This window comes from Pseudorhodoplanes sp., assembly GCA_032027085.1.
GTDB lineage: Bacteria > Pseudomonadota > Alphaproteobacteria > Rhizobiales > Xanthobacteraceae > Pseudorhodoplanes.
Map to the genome: position 1 here is coordinate 2,857,441 of JAVSMS010000001.1, position 26,860 is coordinate 2,884,300.

Sequence of the window (26,860 nt, forward strand, 5' to 3'; positions counted from 1 at the left end):
TCAGGGCCTGGGGTCAAAAAGTGACAGGGGCGGCGCATTCCCATTGCCTGGGATACGAGGTAGAAAACTCGCCCTGCACGACGAATCAGCCCACATTCACTGTCCGGGACCGACATGACGGGCGCACAGAAGCTCTCGCCGCCGACTGACGACCGTTCCTGGTACAGCACCGTGGGCGGCAAGCTTGTCGCTGCCTTTATCCTGGCCGCCGCCCTGACCGTGATCGCCACGCTGGTGGCGCTCGTGCAGTTTCACAACATCAATGCAGTGATGAGCCGGCTGACCGGCGCCAGCCTGCCGGCCGTCAAATATTCGCTGGCGGTCGAAACCAACGCCAAGGCCATCGCAGCCGGCGGGGCGCGGCTCGCTGCGGCCACAAGCGAGTTGCAGCGATTCACCGGCATGTCCGAGGCCACGGAAAAAATCGGCAATCTGTGGGGCGCGCTGTCGCAATTGCGCGCGGTGTCCGGCGACACCGCCGGCATGATGCGGCTGCAGACGCTGATCGCGGGGATTGACGAGCGGCTGGGACAGCTCGATCGCATCATCCGAGACAAGATTTACACCGTGTCGGCGCGCGACAAGCTGTCCGCCCAGATTCCGGTTGCGACCGAAGCGCTGGTGCAAAACCTTACGCCGTTTGCGCGGCAGGGTGCGACGGCGAAATCCGCGCTCGAATTGCAATCCGACATTTATCGCGCGGCGGACCTCCTGCATCGGGCGCTGTCGATCGGCAAGGCCGTGACGCTCAAGACATTACAGCAGCAATTCGAAACCGTGCGGTTGCGCATATTGAACGTCTCCGATGCGCTGCAGTCGGAAGCGGAAGTGGACCAGAATGCGCGCACGGCCGTTCGACAGTCGGTGCAGGTGTTGCTCGCATTGGGCCGGCCGAATGTCGGTCTGTTCCACTTGCGTGCAACCGAAATCGACCAGCAGCAAAGCGCCGATGACCTGCAATTGGCGTTGCAGAAACTCGCCTCCGACCTCGAGACAGAGGTCAATACGCTGGTCGCGGCGGCGGAAATGGAGGCGTCGGATGCAACGGCCCTCACGGCCGCGGCGCTCGAAGACAGTCGTTATTGGCTGATCGCTTTGTCTTGTGTGAGCCTGCTGGCGGCGATCCTGATCGTCTGGCTCTTCGTTGTCCGCTACATCGTGGCGCGCTTGCAAACATTGACGGCGAGCATGATGGCGGTTGCCGGCGGCAAGCTTGATGCCGATATTCCACCGGCCGGAGCCGATGAGCTCGGCGACATGAGCCGCGCGCTCGTCATTTTCCGTGAGAATGCCCGCGACATTCACAGGGCGAGGGAGGAGGCGGAGAAGGCGCGCTACGAGGCGGAGGCGGCGTCGCGCACGAAGTCCTCTTTCCTTGCAAATATGAGCCATGAACTGCGCACGCCGCTCAATGCGATCATCGGCTATAGCGAAATCCTGCGCGAGGACGCGGTCGACCGCGGCGATGATGCGAGCGAGGCGGATCTGATCAAGATCGAGGCCGCGGGCAAGCATCTGCTCGGGCTCATCAATGACATTCTTGATCTGTCCAAGATCGAGGCAGGCCGCATGGATCTGCATTTCGAGGACGTCGACCTGAAGAAGCTGGTGACCGATGTCAGCGCGCTGGTGGCGCCGCTGATGAGCAAGAACGGCAACGCCCTGCAAATCAACGTGCCTGCGAATATCGGCAGCATGCGGGTTGATCTGGTCAAGCTGAAGCAGAGCCTGATCAATCTCCTCAGCAACGCGGCAAAGTTTACCAAGGATGGAAGGGTGGGGCTGACGCTCGCCCGCGCGGCCGGCGCGGATGGCAAGCCGGTCTTCACCTTTGCGGTCCGTGATTCGGGCATCGGCATGACGGAAGAGCAGATCGGCCGACTGTTCCAGGCGTTCACGCAGGCCGACACCACGACCACGCGCAATTACGGCGGCACCGGCCTCGGCCTGACCATCACCAAGCATTTCTGCACCATGCTCGGCGGCAGCATCGACGTGACCAGCAAGCCGGGCGAGGGGTCCGTATTCACGATCACATTGCCGGAAGGCGGAAAATCCGAAACGCCAACCGCGGCGATCGATCACGGGCCAGCCATGAGCGGGTCCGCCGTCGGCCGTAAAATCCTGATCGTCGACGACGATCCTGCCGTCCACGATGTCCTGCGCATCACGCTGTCAAAGGAAGGCTATCGCCTGCTGCATGCCTATGACGGCACCGAGGCGCTTGATCTTGTCCGCAAGCATCACCCCGATGTCATCACCCTTGACGTGATGATGCCCCGCGTCGATGGCTGGAGCGTCTTGAGCGAACTCAAATCCGATCCCGATCTCGCGCGCATTCCGGTCATCATGTTGACCATCGTCGACGAGCGCACCATGGGCTATTCGCTCGGCGCCTCCGAATACATGACGAAGCCTGTCGATCGCACGCGACTGGTCGAGCTGGTGCGCCGCTTCACCGCACAGACAGAAAAGGACATCGTTCTGGTGGTTGATGACGATGCGGATGTGCGCAGCATCGTCAAGACGACGGTCGAGAAGACCGGATTGAAAACGGCCGATGCGGTGAACGGGCAGGCGGCGCTGGACTGGCTTGCCGCGCATCAGAGCCCCTCATTGATTCTGCTCGACCTGATGATGCCGGTGATGGACGGCTTCGAGTTTCTGGAACGCGTGCGGAAAAATCCCGCGACTGCGCATGTGCCGATCGTGGTGCTGACGGCGAAGGATCTGACCGAAGACGAGCGCCGTCTGATCAACGAACGGACCCTGCTGGTTCTGACCAAAGGGGCGCAGCCGCTGTCGTCGCTCGGCAGTGCTTTGTCGGCCATCGCCCGGCAGGCGATGGAAAGTGCGCAATGAAGGAGAGGCAAAGGCATGCCCAAGATTTTGCTGGTCGAGGATAACGAGATGAACCGGGACATGCTGTCCCGGCGCCTGCTGCGCAACGGCTTCGATGTGATCATGGCCGTGAACGGGCAGGAGGGCATTGACCTTGCCGCGAGCCAGACGCCTGACCTCATCCTGATGGATATGAGTTTGCCGGTGCTGGACGGCTGGGACGCCACCCGTCAGCTCAAGGCCAATCCGGCGACGGCCGGCATTCCTGTCATCGCCTTGACCGCGCATGCGATGGAAAGCGATCGCGAAAAGGCGCTGGCGGCTGGCTGCGACGATTTCGATACCAAGCCGATCGAGCTGCCGCGCCTGCTCGGAAAGATGAAAGCCCTGCTGCCAGGCTGAAACCCATGAGAAGCACGCCGCGAGAGGGTGATGGGAAGGAGGTAGCGCGGCTCCACAACGCGCTGCGTGTGCATCTGCGCCAGGAGTTCGTCGCGCCCGCGGCCGCCATTGTGGGCTTCACCGATATTCTGCTGGAGGACTCAGAGCGTCTGGGGCTGAGCGACTACCAGGCCGATCTCGAGCGGATCAGAACTGCCGGCGCCTCCTTGCAGGGCTTTCTTAATCAGGTGCTCGGACAGACCGAGAATCCCGCTGATATCGACGCCTATCGCGCGCGCCTGCGCCATGATCTGCGCACGCCGATCAATGCCGTCAAAGGCTATGGCGAGATGATCCTGGAGGATGCGAGCGAGGGCGGCCACGAAGCGCTGCTGCCCGACCTTCAGAGATTGCTCGCCTGCGCCGAGGATCTGCTGACGCGCGTGGACGCGCTGGTCGCCTATACTGGGCAGACCGACCCGACCTCGGCCATGGCGATGGACGGCGCGGCGCGTGTCATGGAGGCGATCAAGTCGACGGGACCGGCGCCCGCTGTGAAGGCCATCAGCGGATGCATCCTCGTCGTCGATGACAATGACTCCAATCGCGATCTGCTGGCGCGGCAATTGACGCGCGATGGTCACGCCGTCGAGGTGGCTGCTTCCGCCGCCGAGGCTTTTGCCCGCCTGCAGGAGCGGAGCTTTGATCTCATTCTGCTCGATGTCCTGATGCCCGACGTCAGTGGATACGAGACGCTCATCCGGCTCAAGGGCGAGGCCGCGACCTGCGAAATCCCGGTGATCATGATTTCGGCGCTGGATGAGCTTGACTCCATCGTGCGCTGTATCGAGGCGGGTGCCGTCGATTATCTGCCGAAGCCGTTCGCGCCGCCGTTGCTGCGGGCGCGCATACGCGCCTCGCTGGAAAATAAGTTCCTGAACGACCGCGAACGCCAGATGATGCAGGAAATCCGCGACGCCAAGGAGCGCAACGAGGCTTTGCTGCTCAGCATTCTGCCGAAAGCGGTGGTCGACCGCATCAATGACGGCGCCAACATGGTCGCCGATCACATCTCGGAAGCGACGATCCTGTTCGCCGATCTCGTGGACTTCACGCCGTTCTCGGCTGGACTGCCGGCGGCGGAGGTGGTCGGTTTTCTGAATCTGATTTTCTCCGAATTCGACCGGCTGGCGGAGCGGTTCGGCGCGGAGAAGATCAAGACCATCGGCGACGCCTATATGGTGGCGGTGGGCATTCCCGAGCCGCGCGAGGATCATGCCGAGACCTGCGCACGCATGGCATTGGCAATGCGCGAGACGCTGGAGACCATCAAGGTGGAAACCGGCGCGCCGGTGCGGCTGCGGATCGGCCTGCATTGCGGTCCGGCGGTGGCCGGTGTCATCGGCGAGCGCAAATTCGCTTACGACGTCTGGGGCAGCACCGTAAATATTGCGAGCCGTATGGAATCGCATGGCCTGCCCGGGCGCATCCATGTCTCGAAGACGGTGGCACAGCGTCTCGACGGCAAGTTCATGCTGTCGCCGCGCGGCCCGCTCGAGGTGAAGGGCGCCGGCCTGATGGAAACGTTCTTTCTGGACGCCGAAGGCGAGCCGGGCTCCAACCTCACGTAAGGTTTCTTTATGTGAGTCTTGGCAGAAGCCTGACATTGCGGTTCTTCATCATCCGTCGCAACATCTCACTGAGATATTCGTCATCCTTGGTGCTGAAGCCTTTGACGGCCGCGCGATATTCGGTCACCGCGTGCGGCATCATCTTCTCGTAAGCCTTGAGGCCTTTCGCCGTGATTGAAATTTCGACCACGCGGGAATCCTTTTTTGCATTCCTGCGTTCGAGAAAACCCCGGCGCTTCAGGCCGGCGACAAGCCGGCTCACGGTCGGCTGCGGTAGCACCGCGGCTTCCGTGAGCTGCGTGATGCTGATGCCGTTATGCGCCGCCAGCACGGCGAGAATCCGCCAGTCCTGGAAGCTGTAGCCATGCTTGCGCAGCGTTTCGCTCAGATTCTGATTCATCCGCGCGATCAGCCGGTTCATCAGATAGGGCGGCAAATCATCGAGATGCGGATGTGTCTTCATCATCCCCCCAGGATGCGGGGCAGCCATGTCGCGATCGGCGGAAACAGCAGGATCAGCGCCAGCACCAGCACTCCGAAAACGACATAGGGTATGGCGGCCCAGTAGATCTGAGCCATGTTCACCGAGGAGGGTGCCACGCTCTTCATCGTGAAAAGCAGAAGTCCGAAGGGCGGCGTCAGCAGACCGAGCTGCATGCAGATAAGGAAAATGATGCCGAACCAGATCGGGTCGATGCCAAGCTGCTGCACCAGCGGCATGAAGAAGGGCAGCGTGATGAGCATCATGCTCACCTGATCGACGAAGCAGCCGAGGAACAAGAGGATCAGAATCATGCCGATGATCACTGTCATCGGCGGCAGGCCCTGGCCGGTGATCAGGCCGAGAATGCCATTGACCACGCCAGAGAAACTCAGGACCTGCGCGAAGGTTGTGGCGCCGATGATGATGAATAGGATGGTGCCGGAGATGGCCACCGTGCCCAGCAGCGCCTGCATCAGGTTGTTGAAGGTCAACCTGCCATAGGCGAGCGCCGCGACAATGGTGCCGGCGGCGCCGATGGCGGCCGCTTCCGTCGGCGTCGCCCAGCCCGCCGCCATGGCGCCCACCACGAGGCCGAAGATGAACAGCAGCGGCAGCACATAGGTGAGGAAGGGCAGCCAGCGTTCGGCGAAGCTCGGGGTTTTTTCAAGCGTCTCGGCCGGCGCCAGTGCAGGATCGATGACGGCGCGGGAAATGATGTAGCCGACGAACAGCGCGCTGAGCATCAGCCCCGGGATCACGCCGCCGATCAAAAGCCCGGTGATGGAAATGCCGGCAAGGCTACCAAGCAGCACGGTCAAGGCTGAGGGCGGGATCAGCATGTCGACACCGCCGATGCCCATGATCGGTCCCATCGCCATTTTCGGATGATAGCCGCGCGCCAGCATGGTCGGCAGCATCAGGCTGCCGAGCAGGGCGGTGGTGGCGATGGTGGAGCCGGAAATCGCGGAGAACACCGTGCCGGCGACGATGGCGATCACCGACAACCGGCCCGGCACGCGGCGGATCAGCACGGCGAAGGCGTCGATCGCCTTCATCGCCACGCCGCTGTGGAACAGCACTTCGCCCATCAGCACGAAGAACGGGATCGGCGTCAGCGCGAAGATGGTGATGGACTGCACCGCATTGCGCGAAAACTGGATCAGCCCGACCTGGCCGCCGAGGAAAATGGCGGCCCCGACAATATTGATGGCGAGAAAGGCGAAGGCGACAGGCAGGCCAAGCGCCATCAGCGCGACCAAGCCACCGAACAACAGAATGCTGGCCTCGATCCAGGGCATTGGCTACGCGACCGAAGTCGCCTCCTGCCGGAGGTCGCGCACCCTGAGGATGCGGTGGAAGCGGAAGATGAATTCGATGGCGATCAGACCGAAGGTCGCCGGCATCGGCGCCAGCAGCCACCATTCGGGGAAGACGAGGTTCTTGATAGTGATGGAGCCGAGCTGCCAGGCTTCCGATGTCATCAGGAATCCGTAATAGACCATGCCGAGGCAGACCACGAAGCCGAATACGTCGCCGGCCGCTTCCATCAGCCAGGCGAGGCGCCGCGGAATCGCACTCAGCACGAGGTCGAGGCGGACGTGTTGGCCGCGCCGCAGCAGCCACGGGCCGGTCAACAGCGTCATCATATAGAGGGCGTATTCCGAGACTTCGTTGGCCCACACGAAGCCGCGCACGGTAATGTTGCGCAAAAGGATATCGGCGGTGACCAGGACCACCATGCCGAACAGGATCAGCGCCGCGATCACCGCGAGCCCGTCGAGGAGCCGCCCGAAAGCTGCCGACAATCTGGTCACGGATTTCTCGTTTGGATCGCCGGCGCAGGCTCGGCTGCGCCGGCGCTAGGATGTCAGTTTCCGGAGAGCTGGCGCAATTTCTTGCCGGATTCCGGCGACTTCGCGATCACTGATTGCCAGCCGACATCGTTGGCCCGCTGCACGAATTTCTTCGACTCTTCAGGCCCGAAGTCGATTGTCTGGATGCTGGCCTTGGCCTGCTTCTCGCGCTCGGCCTTGATGGCTGCCACATTCTCGCTGTCCAGGCCCTCAAGCCATAGTGCGGCGTCGCTCAGCACTTTGCGCTGCTTGTCGTTGAGGCCTTTCCAGACGTCGAGATTGACCAGCACGTTCACTTCGACGCTGTAGAAGCCTGGATCCACGCGGAACTTGGTCACCTTCTCCCAGCCCAGATCGAAAATGCCGGTGATCGGCCAGCCATAGCCCTCGACGACGCCGCGTTCGAGCGCGGTGTAGACTTCGCCGGGCGGGGTGGTGATCGGCGTGCCGCCCATGGCTTGCACGATATCGCGGTAGACAGGTGTGACGCGGATTTTCAGACCGGTGAAATCGAGTTTGTCGATCTTCTTGTTCAGATAGATGTGAAACGGCACGTTATGAAACTGACGCGCGAGGTAATAGGCGTTCAGTTTCTGGTTATGCAACTGGTTGAGATACTCCCAGGTGCCGTTCTTGCGCTGCTCGCTCATCGGCGTCGAGATCAGCTTCAGCGCATCCGCTTCCGGCAGCAGGTTCGTGTAGAACGCCCCCGTCACGTTGGCGATGTCGACGACCTTGGATCGCACCGCATTGCCGACTTCGAACGGCGGCATCGCACGCGGTCCGCCGATATAATTGATCTGAATGATGCCCTTGCCGTCCTTGTTCACCTTCTCGATGAAGCGCTCGAAATTTCTCGAGAACTGGGTGCCCTCTGCGAAAGACGTAACCGCGCGGAGGGTCACTTCTTGGGCTGATGCCGCGGTTGCAGACAAGGCGAAGGCCGTCAGGCCGGTCAGCAAAAGATTACGCATGCAGTTTCTCCCCTGGATCGCGTGGAATTGCACAAAACGTGCCGGCACCGTTCTTCGATATATTCTTTTGAATATAATTGCCGGGCGCGGGGCCGGAGTCAAATTACTTCAAGCATGAAGTAATAGTGCGACGTTGGAAAGGGCGCCTCAGGCCGCACCGCAGCGCGGCATCGCCGAAGCCGATGCGGGCAAAGCCATTCGCGCTGCAATAGCCGCGAAAGATGACCTCTCGTCGCCGTCTTCCAGAGGGCCGCGGTTTCGCGGCCCGGCATGGACAACCGCTCCATCGCCTTGGTGCTAAGACCGAACGGCGGGATCTGTATCCCGCCATTGGCGATCTCGACGTAAAGAGCGCCGCTTCGGATCGTGCGTATCATCGACGCTGGTCGTTACGGATCTCACCCAAGCGGATATCGACCATCCGCGGTTGATGCGATTATCCGGGTTCGTCTGCCCGGTATTCGTCCCGTCGCCATCCCGGTGGATGATGGCGTCTTTCCCGCTCTTCAGGACGCTTCTGGCGGGAATCCGGCCATATTCATTCGGGCCGGGGAACCGAAGGGCCGCCATGCGGGCCGGGCGGACCTGCGGTTCCCACAATCGAGCGATTTTTAACCTTCTGTCAGCAAGTATCATGTCGAAACGCGAGGCCCGACCATGGCCAAAAGGTGCAACGGACGGTTTCTCGGCTATAGAAGGCGTTGTTTGATTCGGGCCGCCGTCCTTGCCTGATCCGGAGTGCTACGAATGCCCCTTGCAGCAGCCCTGAAAGTCCTTGTCGTGGACGATCAGACCAGCGTGCGGCAAATGACCAAGCTCGCGCTGCAGGAAATCGGCTGTCGCCATGTCCACGAGGCCGAGAACGGCGCAGTTGCATTCAAGCAGGCCACAATTCAGCCGCTCGATCTGATCATTTCCGACTTCAACATGCCGGAAATGGACGGTCTCGGCCTGCTGCGGGCCGTGCGCGGGCATCAGGCGATCCGCAAGCTGCCCTTCATTCTCTTGACCGGCCGCGGCGACCGCGAACTGGTGATAAAGGCGGCGCAGGCCGGGGTGAACAATTATCTGGTGAAGCCGTTCACGCCGCAGGTACTCAAAGAAAAGATCGAGCAAGTACTGGGCAAGCTGACGTAACCTCGTCTCCGTCTTCCTGAGGTGCAAGCGAGCAAGGCTCGCGAGCCTCGAGGGATGACGGGAATTTCTGGCCGTCGCTTCGCGACGGCCCCTCGGGGCGACGGAGATAGCTTAAGGCACGCCGCTTCGATTCTGATCGCGCTCACCGGTGCGCCACGCCGATCAGTTTTTCGAGCTTCATCGGATCGCGCTGCAATTCCCCGCTGGCGCCGTCGAAGACGATGCGGCCGCGATCCATGACGATGGTGCGCGGCGAAATCTGCAGCGCCACGCGCGTATTCTGTTCCACCAGCAGCAGCGCCAGGCCTTCGGCCTGCGCCAGCTGCTTCACGGCGCGGGTGAGTTCTTCCACGATCACGGGCGCGAGTCCCTCCGACGGCTCGTCCATCAACAGCACCGCTGGATTGCCGACGAGCGCGCGGGCGATCGCCAGCATCTGCTGCTCGCCGCCGGAGAGTTGGTTGCCGTAATTCGTCTGCCGCTCCTCAAGGCGCGGGAACAGCTTGTAAACTGCCTCGATGGTCCAGCGGCCTGGACGCACCGCAACTTCCAAGTTTTCGCGCAAAGTCAGTGACGGAAAGATCTCACGCTCCTGCGGCACATAGCCAAGGCCTGCCCAGTTGCGCTTGTAGGGAACAAGGCCGCCGACATCCTTGCCCTGTAGCTTGATGCTGCCGCCATGCAGAGTGGTATGACCCATCACCGTCGCCAGCAGCGTGGTCTTTCCGACGCCGTTGCGGCCGATGATCGACAGGCTTTCACCTTCCTTTAGCGACAGGTTGATGTTTTCCAGAACAACCGTCTGGCCATAGCCCGCCGAAACGTCGTCGAGTTGCAGCGCGGTGGAAACGGTCACGGCATCACCTCGTGATGGTCCTGGCCGAGATACACGGCGCGCACCTGCTCATCCTTGGCGATCTGCTGCGGCGTTCCCCTGGTGAGGATCGCGCCCGCGACCAGCACTGTGATCTCTTTGGCGAAACGGAAGACCACATCCATGTCGTGCTCGATGATGAGCACGGCGATGTCGCGGTCGAGACGATCGATCACGTCAAGGATGAGATGGCTTTCCGAGGAGGGTACGCCTGCTGCCGGCTCGTCCAGCAGCAGCAGGCGCGGCTTCTGCGCCAGCGCGATGGCGATTTCGACCAGCCGCTGGCGGCCATAGGGTAATTCGTTGACATGCTTGTCGGCGTCGTCGGCGAGTCCCAGCGAGGCGAGATGCTCGAGCGCTTCGGCAATGACCGCACGCTCGGCGCCGGCCGGACGCCAGAGCTCGCTGCTGACCCGCATCCGCTCGGCAATAGCGAGATAGACATTTTCCAGAACGCTCAATCCGCGGAAGAGCTGGTTGATCTGGAAGGTCCGCGCCATGCCCTTGCGCGTACGCGCGGCCTGCGAGAGTGAAGTGATGTCCTCGCCGTTCAGAAGGATCTGTCCCGACGTCCCTTGCAGCACGCCGGTGATGAGATTGACCAATGTGGTCTTGCCGGCGCCGTTGGGGCCGATCAGGGCGTGCCGCGCGCCCTTCTCGATCGCCAGGTTGATGTTGCGCGAAACCTGGATGGCACCGAAATTCTTGTTCAAGTCGCGGATTTCGAGGACGGGGGCCATCACGAGGTCCTCTTCTTCGAAATATAGCGGCCGATATCCTCGAACAGGCCGAGCAGCCCGCGACGTGCGAACAGCACCGCCATGACCAGCAGCAGGCCGACGCCGAACTGCCAGAATTCTGGACTCCATTTCGCCAGATAATCTTCCAGCACCATGTAAATCACCGCGCCGACAAAGGCGCCATAGAGCCTGCCGGTGCCGCCGAGGATGAGAATTACCATCACCGCGGCGGAACGGTCGAATTCGAACACGCCGAGCGTGACATAGGCGTTTGTCTGCGCGTTCAGGGCGCCGGCAACACCGGCGATGGCCGCGGCAATCGTATAGGCGACGACAAGATGCCGGTGCACCGGCGCGCCGATGGCGTGCATGCGGCGTACATTCTCGCGGATGCCGGTCAGCGCTTCGCCGAACGGCGAATAAACGATTCGCCGCACGATCATGAAGATGATGAAGAGAACGACGAGCGCGTAGATGTAGTTCGTCTTGCCGTAGAGGTCATATTCGAAAACGCCGAACAGCGGCGCGATCACCATGCCCGGCAGGCCGTCATAACCGCCGGTGATATCGGAGCGCAGATTGCCGAGCTCCATCAGCAGCACGCCGGTCGCGAGTGTCAGCATCAGCAGCGTGAAGCCCCGATAGCGCAGCAGGACCCATCCCGAGAGGAAGCCGGCGATACCGGCGACGGCTGCGGCCGCAAACAGGCTGGAGATCGGTTCGTTCCAGCCGGCGCGGATGACGAGGAGGCCGACCGTATAGGCGCCGAGACCGAAAAAGGCGGCGTGTCCGAGCGTGACGATTCCCGCATAACCGAGGATCAGATCAAGCGACAGTGCGAACAGCACCATGATCAGGACTTGCGAGCCAAATGTCAGGCGGTCGGGCAGAAGGAAAAAGGCCGCGATTGCCAGAATCCAGGGCAGGGCCTCCGCCAGTTTGAAGCGATGGCGGTTCAGCAGGAAATCGACGTGACGCCCTAAGAGGAAGGTCGAATCCGTCGGCTTGCTCATGGGCGTCTTATTCTCGGCCATAGAGACCTGCCGGTTTGATCAGCAGCACCGCCATGGCGATGGCATAGATGAAGAAGCCGCCCGCTTCGGCATAGAGATATTTGCCGGTGGTGTCGAAGATGCCGAGCACCAGGGCGGCCACCAGCGTGCCCTTCACGCTGCCGAGGCCGCCGACCGACACCACCAGCAGGAAGAGCACGAGATAGACCAGCGCGAAGGTCGGCGTCAGTCCGAGCAGATGGATCGAAAGCCCGCCGCCGAGCGCGGCGAGGCCCGAGCCGATCGCGAAGGTGAGGGTGAACAGCAGATCCACATTGATGCCGACCGACTGCGCCATGCGGCGATTGTCGACGGCCGCGCGAATCTTGGCACCCAGAGTAGTGCGCTCGAAGCCGTACCACAGCGCGATCACGAGCAGGAAGCCGACGACGATGAGAAAGGCGCGATAGGTCGGCACGGTTCGCAGGCCGATATCGATATGCCCGGCAAGCCAATGCGGCAGCACGACGTGCTGGGGGATCGGACCGAAGAGATAGGTGATGCCGGCAATGGCCATGAAGGCGAGGCCGATGGTGAGCAGCACCTGGTCGAGTTCGCCGGCCTTGTAGAGCCGCGAATACAATGTGCGTTCGAAGACGACGCTGATCGCGCCGATGACCAGGAAAGTGATTACGAGTGCACCGAGGAACGGAACACCGAAATAGCGCGTGGCCGTTAGCACCACATATCCGCCGGCCATGGCGAAGGCGCCGTGCGCCAGGTTCACGAAGCCCATCAAACCCATGGTGACCGACAGTCCCACGGACACGATGAACAGGAACATCGCGTATGCGAGTCCGTCCACCAGAATATTTGCGATCTGCCCGATCACGTCCCCGATCCCGCTTTGTTTCTTTTTATATAGAGTCGCCGCGGAAGATGATCCGCGGCGACAAATTTCGCAGACGGCTATTTGTTACAGCGGCTCAGTTGCCGCCGCAACGGCCCACCTTCAGCTCCTTGCACTGATCCTTGACCTGCTTGACCGTGCCGAGCACCTTCAGTCCGAGCGAGCCGTCAGCCTTCTTGACGACCTGCATGGCGTGCTCGTCCTGCACGATATCGCGCGTCGCGGGGTCAATCGAAATCTGACCACGCGGACCATTGCCCTTGTAGTTCTTCAGGGTCTCGACAACCTTCTCGCCGTTGCTGAAGTCGCCCTTCAGCTTCTTGATGGTGTCGAAGATCGCCGCCATCGTGTCCCAGCCCTGCGCGGACATGAAGTCGGGGATGAAGTTCTTGCCGTATTCGGCTTCCCACGCCTTCACGAATTCCTTGTTGGCGGGATTGTCGAGGTCCTTCGAATAGTGACCCATCACGATGGCGCCGATGGCCTCGTCGCCCATCTGCGGCAGCTTGTTGTCGGGCGCGACGTCCATCGGACCGATCAACTTGATGCCGGCCTGCTTCAGTCCGACTTCACCGTAATACTTCACCACTGCCGAGGCATGCGAGCCGGACGGAATGAACACATAGAAGCAGTCGGGCTTGGCGTCCTTCACACGGGTGAAGAACGGAGTCATGTCCGGCACCTGCGCCGGATTGCCCATCGGAATCGACTCGATGATCTTGCCGCCGTTTTTCTCGAAGCCGGTCTTGAAGGCTTCGGTCGAGTCTTTGCCGGGTGGGAAGTCGGTGTAGCCCATCGCTGCTGTTTTGCAGCCTAGATCCTTCGCCGCATACTGGCCCATCGGATAGGCCGGGTGCCACATGCTGAAGGAGAAGCGAACGATGTAAGGCGACAGGCCGGGAATCCACGCGGTGCCGGCATTAGCGATGGCAAGCGGCTTCTTCGCCTGGGTCAGCACCGGCGCAATGGCAATGGCCGATGGAGAGAACACAACGCCCGCAAGAATGTCGACCTTGTCGCGCGTGATCAGTTCGGTCGCGACGGTCTTCGCATTCGCGCCGGAAGGCGGGCCTTCATCGCGCTTGATGAGCTCGACCTTGTAAGGAGCGATGTCCTTGGCGTGTAGCTTGACGTAAAGATCGAACGCCTTGTCGATCTGCGTGCCGAGATCCGCATTGACGCCCGAATAGGGCAGCATCACGCCAATCTTGACGGTTTGCGCCTGCGCTGCGCTGCTCATCACAAGCGCAAGAGCAGCGAGGCCGGCTAAGTGAAATCGCTTCATCTACTTCTCCTCCCAAGAGAATGCTGTATCGCATGGCGATACGATGCTGGGACTCGGCGATCCGTGAGATGGGGCTGGGTCCCAACAGCCGCGCCGTTTTTATGCCATTTCGGTGGTATTGGCGAGGCTGTTATACGTCGCACCCTGCGGTCGTCGAAAATGATTGCGCAATTAGTTACGTTGCATTGATCATTGTCCGCATCATGCGCCGTCGTTCGCAATGCGAACGTCCTTCGCGTTCCTCATGCCGCGGTTGATTCCGCGTCCTTCACGTGTTGTCCGGACCTTATGAGCGCATGACACATTTGCGAAATTTATATTTCTGATGTCCTCCATTTTCTGCATGAATGTTCGAAAGGCAGCGGTGGGGCAACAAGCCGGGAGGAAGCGACGTGAAGAGCCTGGAAAAAGGTTATGACGGCATCATCATTGGCGCTGGGCAGCATGGCCTGGTGCTGGGGTCGTATCTCGCCAAGGCCGGGCTCAAGATTTTGCTGGTCGACCGGCGGCTCACCTATGGCGGCGGATTGTGCACCCGCGAAGTGACGCAGCCGGGCTTCTATCACAATCTGCATTCCATCAATCATTTCCACATCAGCGAGACGCCCTGGTTCAAGGACCTGAGGCTTGGCGACAAAGTCACCTACATCACGCCGCCTTATGAGTTCGGGCAGGCGCATCGCGACGGCACCGCTTTGGTGCTCGGCCGCGATCTGGAGGAGACCGTCGCCAGCATCGCGCGCTTCTCAAAGAAGGATGCGCAAACCTTCCGCGAATGGAATCGCAAGGCCGAGGAGATGACGGCGAAGATTCTCCTGCCGGAACGCTATGCCGAGCCACTGTCGAAATCAGAACGCGAGGATTTGCTGTCGCGCATCGCGCTTGGCCGCGAATTTCTCGAAGTCTGCAACCGCCAGCCGCTCGATGTCGTCGAGGAGCTGTTCGAAAATGAGCGTGTGCGGCTGCTGTTTCTGTTCAAGGTGTCGCTATTTGGTACCTGGCTGACCGACACTATGTCGAAGACCAGTCCGATGGGCTCGGTGATCCGCGCCTTCGATCTGCAAAGCGGCTATCAGCTCTGCCAGGGCGGCTCATTCAATCTGGCGCGCGGATTGATGGAGACGTTCATCGCGGCGGGCGGCACCTATCAGCCGCAGGTGGCGATCGATCGGATCATCGTGGAAGGCGGGCGGGCGACAGGCATCGCGTTGACAGATGGCCGCACGGTGCGGGCGACGCAGTTCGTCGCCTCGACCATCGATGTGCATCAGACGCTGGAGAATCTTCTCGGCCGCGAGCAATTGCCAAAGGCTTTCGCCGACAAGCTCAACAAGTTCCAGTACACCGCCTGGACGCTTTACGGGCTGCATCTTGCTTTGCATGAAAGCCCGCGCTTTGCAGCGGAAGCATTCGATCCCAACATCAACATCGCGCTGAAATGGAGCATCGGCGCCGAGACGATGGAGGATCTGTTCGAAGCGCATAAGGACGTGCAGGCCGGCCGTATCCCGAAGCTCGTGCAATTCGGCTCCGGGCCGCTCAGCGCGCTCGATCCGACCCAAGCGCCGCCCGGCAAGCACACGACCTACGCCTGGCACGTGATGCCGCTTCTGGAAGACATGCCGGAAAAGGATTACGAGCCGTTCAAAGAGGAGTTTGCTGAGAAGATCATGGAGGTTTGGGCGCACTATTGCCCGAACATGACGGCGAAGAATGTCATCGGTCAGTATGTGTACACGGCGCGCGAATACATTGCGGAACTGCCCAATATGCGCGGCGGCGATATCTTCATGGGCGCCTTCAATGCCGAGCAGGTGATGTACAATCACTTCGGCTACCGCACGCCGATCCCGAACCTGTATTACGCCGGCTCCGGCGCGCATCCAGGCGGCGCCATATCAGGGGGCCCGAGTTACATCGCCGCCGGCATCATTGCGCGCGATCTCGGCCTCAAGCCGTGGTGGACGCCATGCGACGCGCGCATGGCGCTGGAAAGTTTTGCGTCATCGGAAGCGGCCTGACGTTTTCGATCGAATTTCGCTGCTCTGGCGAGGAGCGGGCAAGAGAAGCAGGAAGAAGACATATGAAAGACGTCGTTTTCCCAACGCTGGCCGGCCGCGTCGCCATCATCACCGGTGCCGGGCAGGGGATCGGCCGCACCTTCGCGAAAGCTTTCGCCAAGGCAGGTGCGATCCCGATCATTGCCGAACGCAACATGAAAACGGCGCAGGCGGTGGCCGAGGAGATCCTTGCCGATCAAGGGCAAGCGCTCGCGATTGAAACCGACGTCGCAGATCCCGCTTCGATCAAAAGCATGGCCGCCGCAGTTGATGAGCGGTTCCAGCGTATCGATATCCTGATCAACAATGCAGGGATCTTTTCCACGCTTGAGATGCGGCCTTTTGATCAGATTCCGCTTGAAGAATGGGAGCAGGTCTTGAGGGTCAACGTCACCGGCCCGTTCCTGTGCACGTGCGCGGTGCTGCCGGCCATGCGTCGCGCCAAATGGGGCCGCATCATCAACATTGCCTCGGCTGCCGTTCCTCTCGGTCGGCCGAACTATATGCACTACATCGCCTCGAAATCCGCCCTACAGGGCATGACCTATTCGATGGCGCGGGAACTCGGGAAGGATGGTATTTCTGTCAATTCGCTGCTGCCCGGCGCGACCTTCACCGAGATCGAGCGTAAGACGGTCACCCCCGAGCAGAAGGAGCGAATTGTCGGCATGCAATGCATTCCTCGCCCCGAGACGCCAAACGATCTCGTTGGCACGGTGCTGTTTCTCGCCTCCGACCTGACCGGCTTCCTGACGGGCCAGTCGATTGTGGTCGACGGCGGCGCCACCCATCGCTGAAGCACATTTTCTTTTGAAAACAGTGTGTTCGGGGGAGTTGCGGTTCCCGATTGCGGAGCTATTCGAAATGCGCATGGTAGACCATGTTGCATTGCGGTACTTTTTCTATTGCATTGCAAAATTATTTTGTATATCAGCATGCATAACAATGGTTTAGCGGACGCCGGACCCCCGATTGCGCCGGCAGATTGAGGAGAATTCAGATGGCCACTCGTTTAGCACCGGCACCGGGTTTGTCAGGTCTTTGGGGTGAGGCTTTGCGTCAGACCGGATTGAAGGCGATCGCGTATGTCAGGCTTCTGGCGGAAGCTTTCGCCGAGGCGAAGGCCGAAGCCCGCGCTGCGCAAGCCCGGTACGGCTTCATTTCGGAATAACGCGCCAGGCCGGCTTAGCCGGCGACGGCCCAAAGGAATTTGCACGGCCCGCATTTGGATGTGGGCCGTGTTGCATTGAAGGCATGGAGAGCATGCCGGCGGCCGGTTTCGTTTGGCAGCCGGCAGGGTTGATGCTCTAAGGCAGACTGAGCCGTGAGGGTCGGCCGCCGGGCGGCCCATGTCGTATCGGTTGCCTGCATGTCTTATCGCTTCATCGGAAAATCGCTCTCCCGCACCGAAGACGTCCGTCTGATCCAGGGGCTCGGCCGCTACACAGGCGACCTCGTCCCGCCTGGGCATTGCCGTCTCTATGTGCTGCGCTCCCCTTATGCCGCCGCGCGCATCCGCGGCTTCGACACCGCGGCAGCCGAGCAAAGTGAAGGCGTCCATCTGGTGCTGACCGGTCACGATCCCCGCATTCTGGCGCTCGGCCCGATGCCGTCCAAAGTGAAACGGCAAGCGCCCGACGGAAAACCGAATTTCGAACCGCCTTACCGCGCCCTCAACGCGCTGGCGCAGTTTGTCGGCGATGGCGTGGTCGCGGTCTTCGCCGATACGCTCGATCAGGCGAAAGACGCGGCGGAAAAAATCGAAATTGACTGGGTGCCGCGGCCGGCGGTGACGGATACGCGGCGCGCAGCCGAGCCTGGTATGCCGCAAGTCTGGGAGCAATCGCCCAACAACATCTGCTTCACCTTCGAAGCGGGCAACAAGGGCGCGGTCGCGGCGGCGATGGAGAAGGCCGCACACAAGGTCAGCCTCAGCTTCAATGTCAACCGCATCACAGCCGTGCCCATGGAATCGCGCATCGCCATTGGTGCCTACGATCCAACAGACGACCTCTACACTCTGCAATGCGGCGTGCAGAACCCGCATGCCGTGCGTGCCGATCTTGCCGACGGTGTCCTGAAGGTGCCAGGCAATAAGGTGCGCGTGATCGCCCCCGATGTCGGCGGTGCCTTCGGCCTGAAGGAATCACCCTTCGCCGAGTATGTGCTGACGCTGATCGGATCGAAGATCATCGGCCGGCCGGTCTTCTGGATGGCGGATCGCAGCGAGAGCTTTGCCTGCGACTATCACGCGCGCGACAATGTCTCGACAGTCACGCTCGGCCTTGATCGCGACGGCACATTCATTGCGCTGGACATCGAGACTATTGCGAATATCGGCGCCTATATCGCCACTATGGGGCTGCATTCGCCGACCAACAATCTGGGCGGATTGTCGGGCGTCTATCGCACGCCCCACATTCACGCACAGGTGACCGGTGTGTTCACCAATACGCCGCCGACCGCGCCATATCGCGGGGCGGGGCGGCCGGAAGCCACCTATGCGATCGAGCGCGTGATCGATGTCGCCGCGCAGCGGTTGGGATTCGATCGGGTGGAGTTGCGGCGCCGCAATCTGATCGCGCCGAACGAGATGCCTTACAATACCGGCTTCATCTTCACATATGATTCCGGCGAGTTCGAAAAGAACATGGATATCGCGCTCGCCGTGACGCGATTTGCCGATTTTCCCAAGCGTCGCAAGGAAGCATTAAAACGCGGGAAACTGGCGGGGATCGCCGTAGTCAATGCCATCGAGATTTCGGCAGGCCCGGTCGGTGCGCCGCTCACCGAAAGTGCAGAAATCCGTTTCGATGCGACCGGCAGCGTCACCGTGGTGCTCGGCTTGCATTCGCACGGGCAGGGGCACGAAATCACTTTTAAGCAAATCGTGGCCGATATCCTGGGGCTCGGTCTTGACGATATTTCGGTGCGCTATGGCGATACCGATCGCATCGAGCACGGCACCGGCACCTTCGGCAGCCGCTCCGTCATCGCCGGCAGCGTGTCGCTGATCAGATCGGCAGATCGCCTTGTCGAGCGCGGTAAGAGGATCGCCGCCGTGCATTTCGAGGCCGATCCCGGCGATATCGTGTTCGAAGGCGGCCAGTTTTCCGTGGCCGGCACCGACAAGTGCGTCACACTCAAGGAAGTCGCGCGTCTCTCCTATACATTACGCGACGAGAGCCTTGGCGGCGATTTCGGCCTGGCGGAAAAGGTCGTCGCCGCGCCGTCCGCGCCGACATTTCCCAACGGCTGCCATGTTTGCGAAGTGGAGATCGATCCCGAAACCGGCCGCTGCAGCGTCGTTCGGTACTGCGTGGTCGATGACGTTGGCCGCATCGTCAATCCCAAGCTGGTCAAGGGTCAAATTCACGGCGGCGTGGCGCAGGGCGTCGGGCAGATCCTGCGTGAGAACATCGCCTATGACGACGATGGCCAACTCCTGACCGGCTCCTTCATGGATTACGGGATGCCGCGCGCATCCGATTTTCCCGACATCATTTGCGAAAGCAACGAAGTGCTGACGCCGACCAACCCGCTCGGCGTCAAGGGCGCAGGTGAGGCTGGCACGGTCGGCGCCTTGCCCGCGGTAGTGAACGCGATCGTCGACGCGTTGTCTCCATGCGGCGTCGAGCACATTGACATGCCGGTGACGTCTGAAAAAATCTGGCGCGCAATCCAGGACTCGCAAAAAGAGCGGTGAACGGCGATTGCGGCAGGGCTGGATGTTTCGGATCATTTCGCACGGGATGGCTCTCACTGGTCTCGCGCTTGCCCTGAGCGCGTGCGGCGGCGTGCACAATCAGCCAAGGGAAGCGGCCGAGCCCAATGTCGTGCCCGTCAATTACAAGCCTGAAATTCTGGCGTTCCTTCGCACCTATCTGAACGATCCCACCCACATTCGTGGAGCGTTCGTGTCCGAACCGGCGCTGATGCAGATCGGCGGCGTTCAGCGCTACGTCGCTTGCGCGAAATTCAACGCCAGGAAATCGAGCGGCGAATATGAAGGCAGCAAGGAACGGCTCGTAATTTTTCTCGCCGGACGCCTCGATACCATGCTGCCGGCCAAAGGCGATCAGTGCGGCAAGGCCGTCTACCATCCCTTCCCCGAGCTCGAGCGCCTGTCGCGCTGACGCCGCCCGGCTACACCACGAACAATCTGATTGCCGAGGCGGCGGCCAGGGCGCCGCCAAACGTCATCAGGATGTGTTCGAGCGCCACACGCGCCGGCTTTTGCGGTTCAGGCGCGGCGGCGAACGCTTCTTTTGCTTCGGAAGAAAAGTCCTCGGCGCTCACCGCGGGAGGGGCATCGAACTCGTCCGTGATGTCGGGCCGTCCAAGATAATTCGCGATCGTCGACGTCAGCAGCGAGGTCGGCGACGCGGCACGGTCGAGATCGTTCAGTTCCTCTGCCGACACCACCGGCTCTTCGTTGCTCTCGCGTGTCGTCCTCACCACCAAGACTGGCAACGGCGTATCGTCGGACCGGTTGTCAGACGCGGCTTCAGCCCGCTTGTCCGAATCGGTCTCTGTTTCTGCTGCAACGGCTTCCTCGACCGGCGCCTTCTTGGGGGCGCGCGATCGCTTCTTGCGCCGGCTCTCCTTGACGACGGCGCGCGCTGAATCCTTTTGCTTGGTGAGTTGCAGCGGCTTGCCCGCAGCGACGACCGTCTTTTGCGGGCACCGGCTATCCGTACATGCAAGAGATGGTGTGATGTGCAAAGTTCCCATCGCGAATGCCGCAAGAGCGGCCGCGATGACGCCGTACGCTTTCATGGATCACCCTCCCTATAGGGGAAGGAAATTCAGATTCCTTCGCTTTGGCTGGCCGTTGACATTTCCGGGGAATTTTCGGGGCGACAGGCTCAAAAAACTCACAGTCACGCGGCCGTCATCCGTCTGTAATACGAACCCCTTAGTCAGACTCCGTGCTCGTCTCTTTGGCGGGCCCCGTTCGTCAAGTTCCCTTGCGGCCCTTTTCCGCGTGAGGAAAAGGGCCGTTTTTTTGGTTGTCGCGTTTGCTTAATTTGTCGCGATATTCAGAGGTCTGCCCGAGGCCGTCTTCTTCTTCGCATCCGATTTCTTGCTGCCCCTGTCCCTCGCGGCCACCTTCTCACGGCCGCCTTTCTTGCCGCCCCTGTCGCCGGCGGCAACCTTCGCGCGGTTCCCTTTCTTGCCGGCCAGCTTCTTGCTTGTGGCGGCTTTGCTCCCTTTCGAGCTTTTGGCCATTTTTGCTGCTTTCTTGGCCGCCTGCCTGGCAGCGGCCTTGGCCGCCGCTTCGGCTTTTGCCTCGATCAGCTTGGCGATCGCCGGGTCCACCGTAACGTCGATCTTCCGCGGATGGGCCTGATGCGACAGCCCGGCCAGGCCGCCGCATGGCGCCCGCGCTGGTAGATTGTAGGACACCTCAATCTGGCGCGGTTCCATCCATTTTTCGATCTCATGCCCGGTGACGATTCGAACATAGTTCCGGGTTTCCTCCGGCAGGCCGCTGCGGCCGGCGAGCCAGTTCATAACCCTACCGGGACCCCCGTTATAGGCAGCCGCAGCAAGGCCAAGATTACCAAATTGCTCGCGCAGCATGTGAAGGAAGCGTGCAGAAGCGGGAAGAGCCGAGAACGGGTCGAATGGATCCGATAAACCGATCCAGGACGCCGTTTTCGGCATGAATTGCGCGACGCCCATGGCGCCGGCGCGGCTCACGACCCACTGGCCGAATTTGCTTTCCTGCCAGATCAGCCGCGCAAAGAAGCCGACTGGCAATTCGCTGGCGATGGCCGCCGACCTCATAGCCACGCACATGTCCTCGATCGGAACCGGCGGCGCACCCCGACCCGTTGTAGTTGCGGATGCTTCAGAAGTTGAGTCCGGCTCATCGCTGGCCGAATTGGCGGAACCCTCGACGTCCGGCATGCTCTCCGGCTGATTTTCAGCGGGCTTGGCAGAAGCCGCAGATGTGGCTGCCGCCACAGGTTCCATCTTCAGCGATGCAAACGTGTACGGCGTCACGGCGCGATCAGATGACGTGATTTGCCGGAGTTCCCAGTCCGAAAAGAGAATTCCGCCGCGACCATGCTCGTCAGCCCAGGTGACGAAAGTGAACAGGGCAAGCAAAAAAGGCAGGCGCAGGTGACGCATCCCGTGACTCGTCCGAACGCGTTCCGGCGTGAGTTCACGCGCCGCCGCGATTTGTGTTGTGGTAAAAAAGTGAAGTCCCCTTCCGCATGCGCTCATGCTTGGCGAAGCGGACAGTTTTGTGAAATTCCTGCGGCAGTGGAGAGGTGATATCGCGGCTCCGGAACATGCGATTGAAAAATTTCATATCCCTTTTATGAAAATTGATTGCGCTCAGCGCGCGCCAATTCGCTTCTCCTCAAGAGGCTTGCGCCCAACCATTTCCGGATACTCGGAAATCGGGCCGGGGCGGCCGATCAGATAGCCCTGCATTTCATCGCAGCGCTCGTGGCGAAGGATCGCCAGTTGTTCCTGGTTTTCCACACCTTCCGCAACAACGAGGAGGTTCAATTTCTGCCCCAACCCGAGCACGGCACGCACAATGGCGGCGGACTGATTGTTGCGCTCCATATTTGAAATGAATGTCTGATCGATCTTGATCTTGTCGAAGGGGAACGACTGAAGATAGGACAGCGATGAATAGCCGGTTCCAAAGTCGTCCATCGCGATCTGCACGCCGAGCGCCTTTAGCCGGCGCAGGATCGATACCGCGTGCGAATAATCGTCCATAAGCGCGCCTTCTGTGATTTCCAGCACCAGGCGTTCTGGCGCAAGCCCGGTTTCAAGCAAGACCGAGTGCACCAGACCCACCAGATCTCCGTGCCGAAACTGCACGGGCGACAGATTGATCGCGATCTGCAGCGGCTTCGGCCAGGAGGCGGCCTCCCGGCAGCCCTCCCGCAACACCCACTCGCCGATGGGGACAATCATTCCGTTCTCTTCCGCCAAAGGAATGAACGTGTCGGGAGGCACAAATCCGCGCGCTGGATGGTTCCATCGCAGCAGCACTTCGAAACCGACAATCTGGCCGGTCACGCGCGCTTGCGGCTGATAGTAAAGCATCAATTCGTGTTTCTCAGCCGCAACCGCCAGGTTGTTCTGCAAGGCGCGGCGGTCGCGCAGCAACCGATCCATCTCCGCCTCGTAGAAGCGAACAATGCCACGCCCTTCCGATTTGGCGCGATAGAGCGCAGCATCGGCATTGCGCAGCAGCGTTGCGACATCGGCACCGTCGTCAGGATAAATCGCAATCCCGATGCTGATGCCCGGTCGGAATTGTCGCCCCTCATAGTCGATCTCTTCGGTCATCGCCGCGATGAGCCGGTGCGCCATCTGCTTCGCTGCATCCGGCTGCATGCCGCTGACGACAATCGGAAATTCGTCGCCGCCCAGGCGCGAGAGAAAAGCGTCGCCGGCAATGATTTTGAGACGGCGAGAAATTTCGAGCAGGACGGTGTCGCCGGCAGCGTGCCCGAACAGATCGTTGACCTCCTTGAAGCGGTCGAGGTCGGTGCAAAGGAGAGCGAATTTCTCGCCGCGCGCCTTCGCAGATTCGATCGCCTCCGTGAGCTTCGCGTTGAACGCCGCGCGATTGGGTAGGTCCGTCAGCGGATCATGATGAGCGAGGTGGATGATGCGCTGTTCGCCCCGTTTGCGCTCCGTCACATCTTCCAAAATGGTGAGAAGGAATTCTGGCGTTCCGTCTGCACTGGGAATCGCGGCACGCTTTGAGGTGACGAAGCGGTGACCGGATTTCGGTGTGTATATGGAATAGTCCTCGACCGTCAGGCGCCCGCGTTCCAGCGCCTCGCGGTCGCGCGCCGCAACAACAGTCGCCACTTCCTCGGGCAGGATATCGAAGGCAGTCTTGCCGATGATCTCGTCTCTCGGAACATCGTAAAACCTTTCGCTGGCGCGGTTTGCCAGGATGTAGCGCCCGTCCTTCGCGTTCTTGACAACCAGTGTCTCCGGCACGTTCTCGACGACAATGTTGAGGAAGTTCCGCGTCCGCTGCAGTTCCTTCTCGGCACGCCGCTGCACGGTCACGTCCTGGTGTGTGGCAACCCAGCCGCCATCACCGGTCGGCTTGTTGGTCAGGCAGAATGTGCGGCCGTCCGGCAGTTCGGTGAAGGTCACCATCGGCTCGCCGGTGGCGAGCATGCGCATAACCTGACCCAGATAATCTTCGATATTGCCGAAAAAGGTCCCGGTCTTTATGCGATGTTCGATAATCGTGCGTAGCGTGACGCCCTCCCGGACGATCGCCGCCGACAGGCCGTACATCTCGATATACGGCCTGTTGCAGATCACCATGCGCGTGTCGGCGTCGAACATCGCGAGGCCCTGCAGCATGTTGTTGAGGGCGGAATCAATGCGGCGATTGGCGGCCTGCAGTTCATTTGTTTTTTCGGCCAGCCGTGACTCGCGCTCGGCCAGCGATTCCTCGGAACGCAGCAGGCGGCGATATTGCTTGTTCAGGGCCGATAGCAAGAGCAAGGAACACAGAACCGCCAAAGCCGTTCCGATCCCGATCAACATGGCGCGATGGCGCCAGTTTGCCAAAGCATCATGCTCAGAGATGGCAACGTTGATGGCGAGGGGGAAGCCTTGCACCGGCTTTGTCGCGACAAGGCGCGCGATACCGTCGAAATGACCCTCGCTGCGATAAGAGCCGCCACCCTCGCTGATCACACGATACCAGTCAGAGCCAGCCGGAATCCGGCGTCCGGTCATGCCCTGGATATCCGGATGACGTACGATCACGGTACCGTCTCTGCGAAGAAACAGAAGCGTCTGGCTTCGGGTCGACGTGATGGAGTTATAGATGTGCTGGAAATAGCTGAGCTTGAGTCCAAGCAACACGACGCCCAGAAACTCGCCCCCTGGTCCGTGAATGCGTTTGGTCATAAACACGGTTCGGTCGCCGGTCAGGCGATTTACGAGCGTACTGCTGACATGCAGTTCGCTGCTGGAATTATTTTGATGATATTTGAAATAGTCCCGGTCTGAGAGGTCGATATCCGGCGCGGGCCATTGCCGCACTGTATTGGCGACCTTGCCGTACTTGTCGACCAAAGCAACGACATCGAGATGCACAAGGCGTGCCTGGCGCTCGACCAGAAAGTTCCACGTTGCCTCGCTCCGCATATCGTTGTTGCGAGTTGCATCATCGATTTGTTCGTCGCGGGAAAAGCGTTCTTGGATATCGGTCGCTATGAGGTCAACCGACCGAACAGACCGGGCTGTCTGTTGTGCAAGGATGGTTGCAATATTCGAGGTTTCGACATAGGCCTCCCGCAAGACATCGCTACGCAGCGCCCATACCGTCAAACCAATCGCGACGACGCCGAGCCCTACTAGGCCGAGCGCACTTGCGATCAGGTTGCGAAAGGTCATGCGTTTGACGAGAGCAAGCATGGTTACGAAGTCGATCTCGACGGGCCCATCTTCGCGAGCCTACGAGACCGGCATTTCACAACATCTAAACTGGAAACCGCAGTGAGCGCTTGCTGAAGTTGCCGTTAACATCGGCTTTAAATTTTGATCGATCCGCGTTCGCCAAGGCGCAAATTCGGCGTTGTGAAGGCGGCAGGGCCAATCAAAGATGAATGGCGGCCAGACGCCTGCGCAGATAATGAGCGTCAGAGAGGCGGCTAGTGCTCCTCAGCCGGCGCCTTCCTGCGGACTGTCAGGCTTTCGATCGCTGCCCGGATCGGGCCAAAAGGCCCGAACTTGTGCTGCAATTCGCTAAACCCGTCTACATAAGGTCCGTAAGGCGTATCTATGGGTTTCCGCAGTAGATCGGGAAAATCCTTGTCGAGGCCGGCACGGTGCGGTCGCCGCTGCGATATCATGTAGGCAGCAACATCCCAGGCGTCCGCCTGAGTCAGTCGCGGCTGCGTATAACTCGTGCCGTTCGGCATATTGAAGTGAATGAAATTGGCGGCGTTGGTGAGCCGCGCCATGCCGGCGCCGTCATTGAAGCTGTCCGCTCCCCAAAGCGGTGGCACCATGTAGCCGAATTCTGGCAGCGACGGGTTGCGCAGGACTCCCAGACCATCGGCACCATGGCACGACGCGCAAGCGCGCGTGTAAACGGTTTTTCCGCGCACGGGATCGGCTGCGCGTTTAAGAAATGGCATTTTACCGGCGCCGAGGCCGCTCAGCTTTTCCCCCGGCTGCACGCCGGCCGACAGAAACTTGATGTACGCGGCGAGGGCCTGCATTTCGGTCGAGTCACTCGGCAATGGCTTGCCGTTCATGCTGCGCGTCATGCAGGAATTGATGCGATCCTCGATGCTGATCGCGCCGCCGGATCGCGCGCTGTATTGAGGGAATTCATCCCACAGGCCCCAGACCGGAATGCCGAATTTCTTCGTCCCGGCATTCAGATGACAATTGCTGCAGGCGAGATTGTTGCCAGCGTAACGCTTGGCCGGATCGGCGACGGCAGGCCCGATATGCGCGTAAGTGGCCGTGACCAGATCGCGGCCACGCCGCACCAGGCGGCCGTGCTCGTCGTCGGGGAGGGCACCAACTTCCGGTACCGACCAGATCGGATCGGGCAGATTATGCTGCTGCGCAGAAGCGCGGTCAGCAGGAGCAAGGCATGCGATCAGAACGAGAGTCGCCGTGAGTGTTGCGCGCAACATGTACGGGACACTACGTTCTGATCGTTAA

Annotated in this window: 22 protein-coding genes; 9 read left to right on the plus strand and 13 right to left on the minus strand. The window is 60.7% G+C overall.

Annotated elements, in window-relative coordinates; translation table 11 throughout:
* Positions 1 to 114 precede the first annotated feature (114 nt).
* Genes RO009_13740 through RO009_13750 form a run of 3 tightly spaced genes read left to right on the plus strand, consistent with a single transcriptional unit; the run spans position 115 to position 4,853 of the window.
* Entirely contained in the window at positions 115 to 2,862 is a 2,748-nt protein-coding gene (locus RO009_13740; GenBank protein ID MDT3686092.1) for a response regulator, read from the plus strand.
* 15 nt (positions 2,863 to 2,877) lie between these two features.
* A complete protein-coding gene (locus RO009_13745) occupies positions 2,878 to 3,243 on the plus strand; it encodes a response regulator (GenBank protein MDT3686093.1) in 366 nt (121 codons plus the stop codon).
* 5 nt (positions 3,244 to 3,248) lie between these two features.
* Entirely contained in the window at positions 3,249 to 4,853 is a 1,605-nt protein-coding gene (locus RO009_13750; protein ID MDT3686094.1) for an adenylate/guanylate cyclase domain-containing protein, read from the plus strand.
* 7 nt (positions 4,854 to 4,860) lie between these two features.
* Here the strand turns inward: RO009_13750 and RO009_13755 are convergent, their stop codons facing one another.
* Genes RO009_13755 through dctP form a run of 4 tightly spaced genes read right to left on the minus strand, consistent with a single transcriptional unit; the run spans position 4,861 to position 8,164 of the window.
* The gene (locus RO009_13755) at positions 4,861 to 5,316 is read right to left on the minus strand and encodes a MarR family transcriptional regulator (GenBank protein ID MDT3686095.1); all 456 of its coding nucleotides are present in this window, start codon (positions 5,314 to 5,316) and stop codon (positions 4,861 to 4,863) included.
* The gene (locus tag RO009_13760; GenBank protein MDT3686096.1) at positions 5,316 to 6,635 is read right to left on the minus strand and encodes a TRAP transporter large permease; all 1,320 of its coding nucleotides are present in this window, start codon (positions 6,633 to 6,635) and stop codon (positions 5,316 to 5,318) included. The genes RO009_13755 and RO009_13760 overlap by 1 nt, the downstream gene beginning before the upstream one ends.
* Positions 6,636 to 6,638: 3 nt before the next feature.
* Positions 6,639 to 7,151: a TRAP transporter small permease gene (locus RO009_13765; protein MDT3686097.1), complete on the minus strand. Its 513-nt coding sequence runs from the start codon at positions 7,149 to 7,151 to the stop codon at positions 6,639 to 6,641.
* Positions 7,152 to 7,204: 53 nt separating this feature from the next.
* Positions 7,205 to 8,164, minus strand: a complete 960-nt coding sequence (gene dctP / locus RO009_13770; protein MDT3686098.1) for a TRAP transporter substrate-binding protein DctP — start codon at positions 8,162 to 8,164, stop codon at positions 7,205 to 7,207.
* Between the two features lie 747 nt (positions 8,165 to 8,911).
* Between dctP and RO009_13775 the strand changes: the two genes are divergently transcribed.
* The gene (locus RO009_13775; GenBank protein ID MDT3686099.1) at positions 8,912 to 9,301 is read left to right on the plus strand and encodes a response regulator; all 390 of its coding nucleotides are present in this window, start codon (positions 8,912 to 8,914) and stop codon (positions 9,299 to 9,301) included.
* A 142-nt stretch (positions 9,302 to 9,443) separates the two neighbouring features.
* Here RO009_13775 and RO009_13780 read toward each other — a convergent pair whose 3' ends face one another.
* From RO009_13780 to RO009_13800, 5 genes are all read right to left on the minus strand, one after another.
* Positions 9,444 to 10,157 carry an ABC transporter ATP-binding protein gene (locus RO009_13780; protein ID MDT3686100.1) on the minus strand — a complete coding sequence of 238 codons (714 nt, stop codon included), beginning with the start codon at positions 10,155 to 10,157 and terminating at the stop codon, positions 9,444 to 9,446.
* Positions 10,154 to 10,915: an ABC transporter ATP-binding protein gene (locus RO009_13785; GenBank protein ID MDT3686101.1), complete on the minus strand. Its 762-nt coding sequence runs from the start codon at positions 10,913 to 10,915 to the stop codon at positions 10,154 to 10,156. Before RO009_13785 ends, RO009_13780 begins: the two co-directional genes overlap by 4 nt.
* Complete coding sequence (locus tag RO009_13790; protein ID MDT3686102.1) at positions 10,915 to 11,928, minus strand: branched-chain amino acid ABC transporter permease; 1,014 nt, start codon at positions 11,926 to 11,928, stop codon at positions 10,915 to 10,917. The genes RO009_13785 and RO009_13790 overlap by 1 nt, the downstream gene beginning before the upstream one ends.
* A gap of 7 nt (positions 11,929 to 11,935) precedes the next feature.
* Complete coding sequence (locus RO009_13795) at positions 11,936 to 12,799, minus strand: branched-chain amino acid ABC transporter permease (GenBank protein MDT3686103.1); 864 nt, start codon at positions 12,797 to 12,799, stop codon at positions 11,936 to 11,938.
* A gap of 94 nt (positions 12,800 to 12,893) precedes the next feature.
* Positions 12,894 to 14,102 carry an ABC transporter substrate-binding protein gene (locus RO009_13800; GenBank protein MDT3686104.1) on the minus strand — a complete coding sequence of 403 codons (1,209 nt, stop codon included), beginning with the start codon at positions 14,100 to 14,102 and terminating at the stop codon, positions 12,894 to 12,896.
* A gap of 392 nt (positions 14,103 to 14,494) precedes the next feature.
* Here RO009_13800 and RO009_13805 point away from each other — a divergent pair, with 392 nt between their 5' ends.
* The 5 genes from RO009_13805 to RO009_13825 all read left to right on the plus strand — a co-directional run bounded on the left by RO009_13805 (position 14,495) and on the right by RO009_13825 (position 20,298).
* Entirely contained in the window at positions 14,495 to 16,123 is a 1,629-nt protein-coding gene (locus tag RO009_13805) for an NAD(P)/FAD-dependent oxidoreductase (protein MDT3686105.1), read from the plus strand.
* A 62-nt stretch (positions 16,124 to 16,185) separates the two neighbouring features.
* A complete protein-coding gene (locus RO009_13810; GenBank protein MDT3686106.1) occupies positions 16,186 to 16,959 on the plus strand; it encodes a glucose 1-dehydrogenase in 774 nt (257 codons plus the stop codon).
* 203 nt (positions 16,960 to 17,162) lie between these two features.
* Positions 17,163 to 17,333 (plus strand): hypothetical protein, encoded by a 171-nt coding sequence (locus RO009_13815; protein ID MDT3686107.1) that lies wholly within the window; start codon positions 17,163 to 17,165, stop codon positions 17,331 to 17,333.
* 198 nt (positions 17,334 to 17,531) lie between these two features.
* On the plus strand, positions 17,532 to 19,868 hold the full coding sequence (locus RO009_13820) for a xanthine dehydrogenase family protein molybdopterin-binding subunit (protein MDT3686108.1): 2,337 nt from the start codon (positions 17,532 to 17,534) through the stop codon (positions 19,866 to 19,868).
* 22 nt (positions 19,869 to 19,890) lie between these two features.
* Complete coding sequence (locus RO009_13825) at positions 19,891 to 20,298, plus strand: hypothetical protein (GenBank protein MDT3686109.1); 408 nt, start codon at positions 19,891 to 19,893, stop codon at positions 20,296 to 20,298.
* Between the two features lie 10 nt (positions 20,299 to 20,308).
* Here RO009_13825 and RO009_13830 read toward each other — a convergent pair whose 3' ends face one another.
* The 4 genes from RO009_13830 to RO009_13845 form a co-directional block, all read right to left on the minus strand.
* A complete protein-coding gene (locus tag RO009_13830; GenBank protein ID MDT3686110.1) occupies positions 20,309 to 20,941 on the minus strand; it encodes a hypothetical protein in 633 nt (210 codons plus the stop codon).
* Between the two features lie 246 nt (positions 20,942 to 21,187).
* The gene (locus RO009_13835) at positions 21,188 to 22,399 is read right to left on the minus strand and encodes a lytic transglycosylase domain-containing protein (GenBank protein MDT3686111.1); all 1,212 of its coding nucleotides are present in this window, start codon (positions 22,397 to 22,399) and stop codon (positions 21,188 to 21,190) included.
* A gap of 114 nt (positions 22,400 to 22,513) precedes the next feature.
* A complete protein-coding gene (locus RO009_13840) occupies positions 22,514 to 25,597 on the minus strand; it encodes an EAL domain-containing protein (GenBank protein ID MDT3686112.1) in 3,084 nt (1,027 codons plus the stop codon).
* A gap of 236 nt (positions 25,598 to 25,833) precedes the next feature.
* On the minus strand, positions 25,834 to 26,832 hold the full coding sequence (locus tag RO009_13845; GenBank protein MDT3686113.1) for a c-type cytochrome: 999 nt from the start codon (positions 26,830 to 26,832) through the stop codon (positions 25,834 to 25,836).
* Positions 26,833 to 26,860 lie beyond the last annotated feature (28 nt).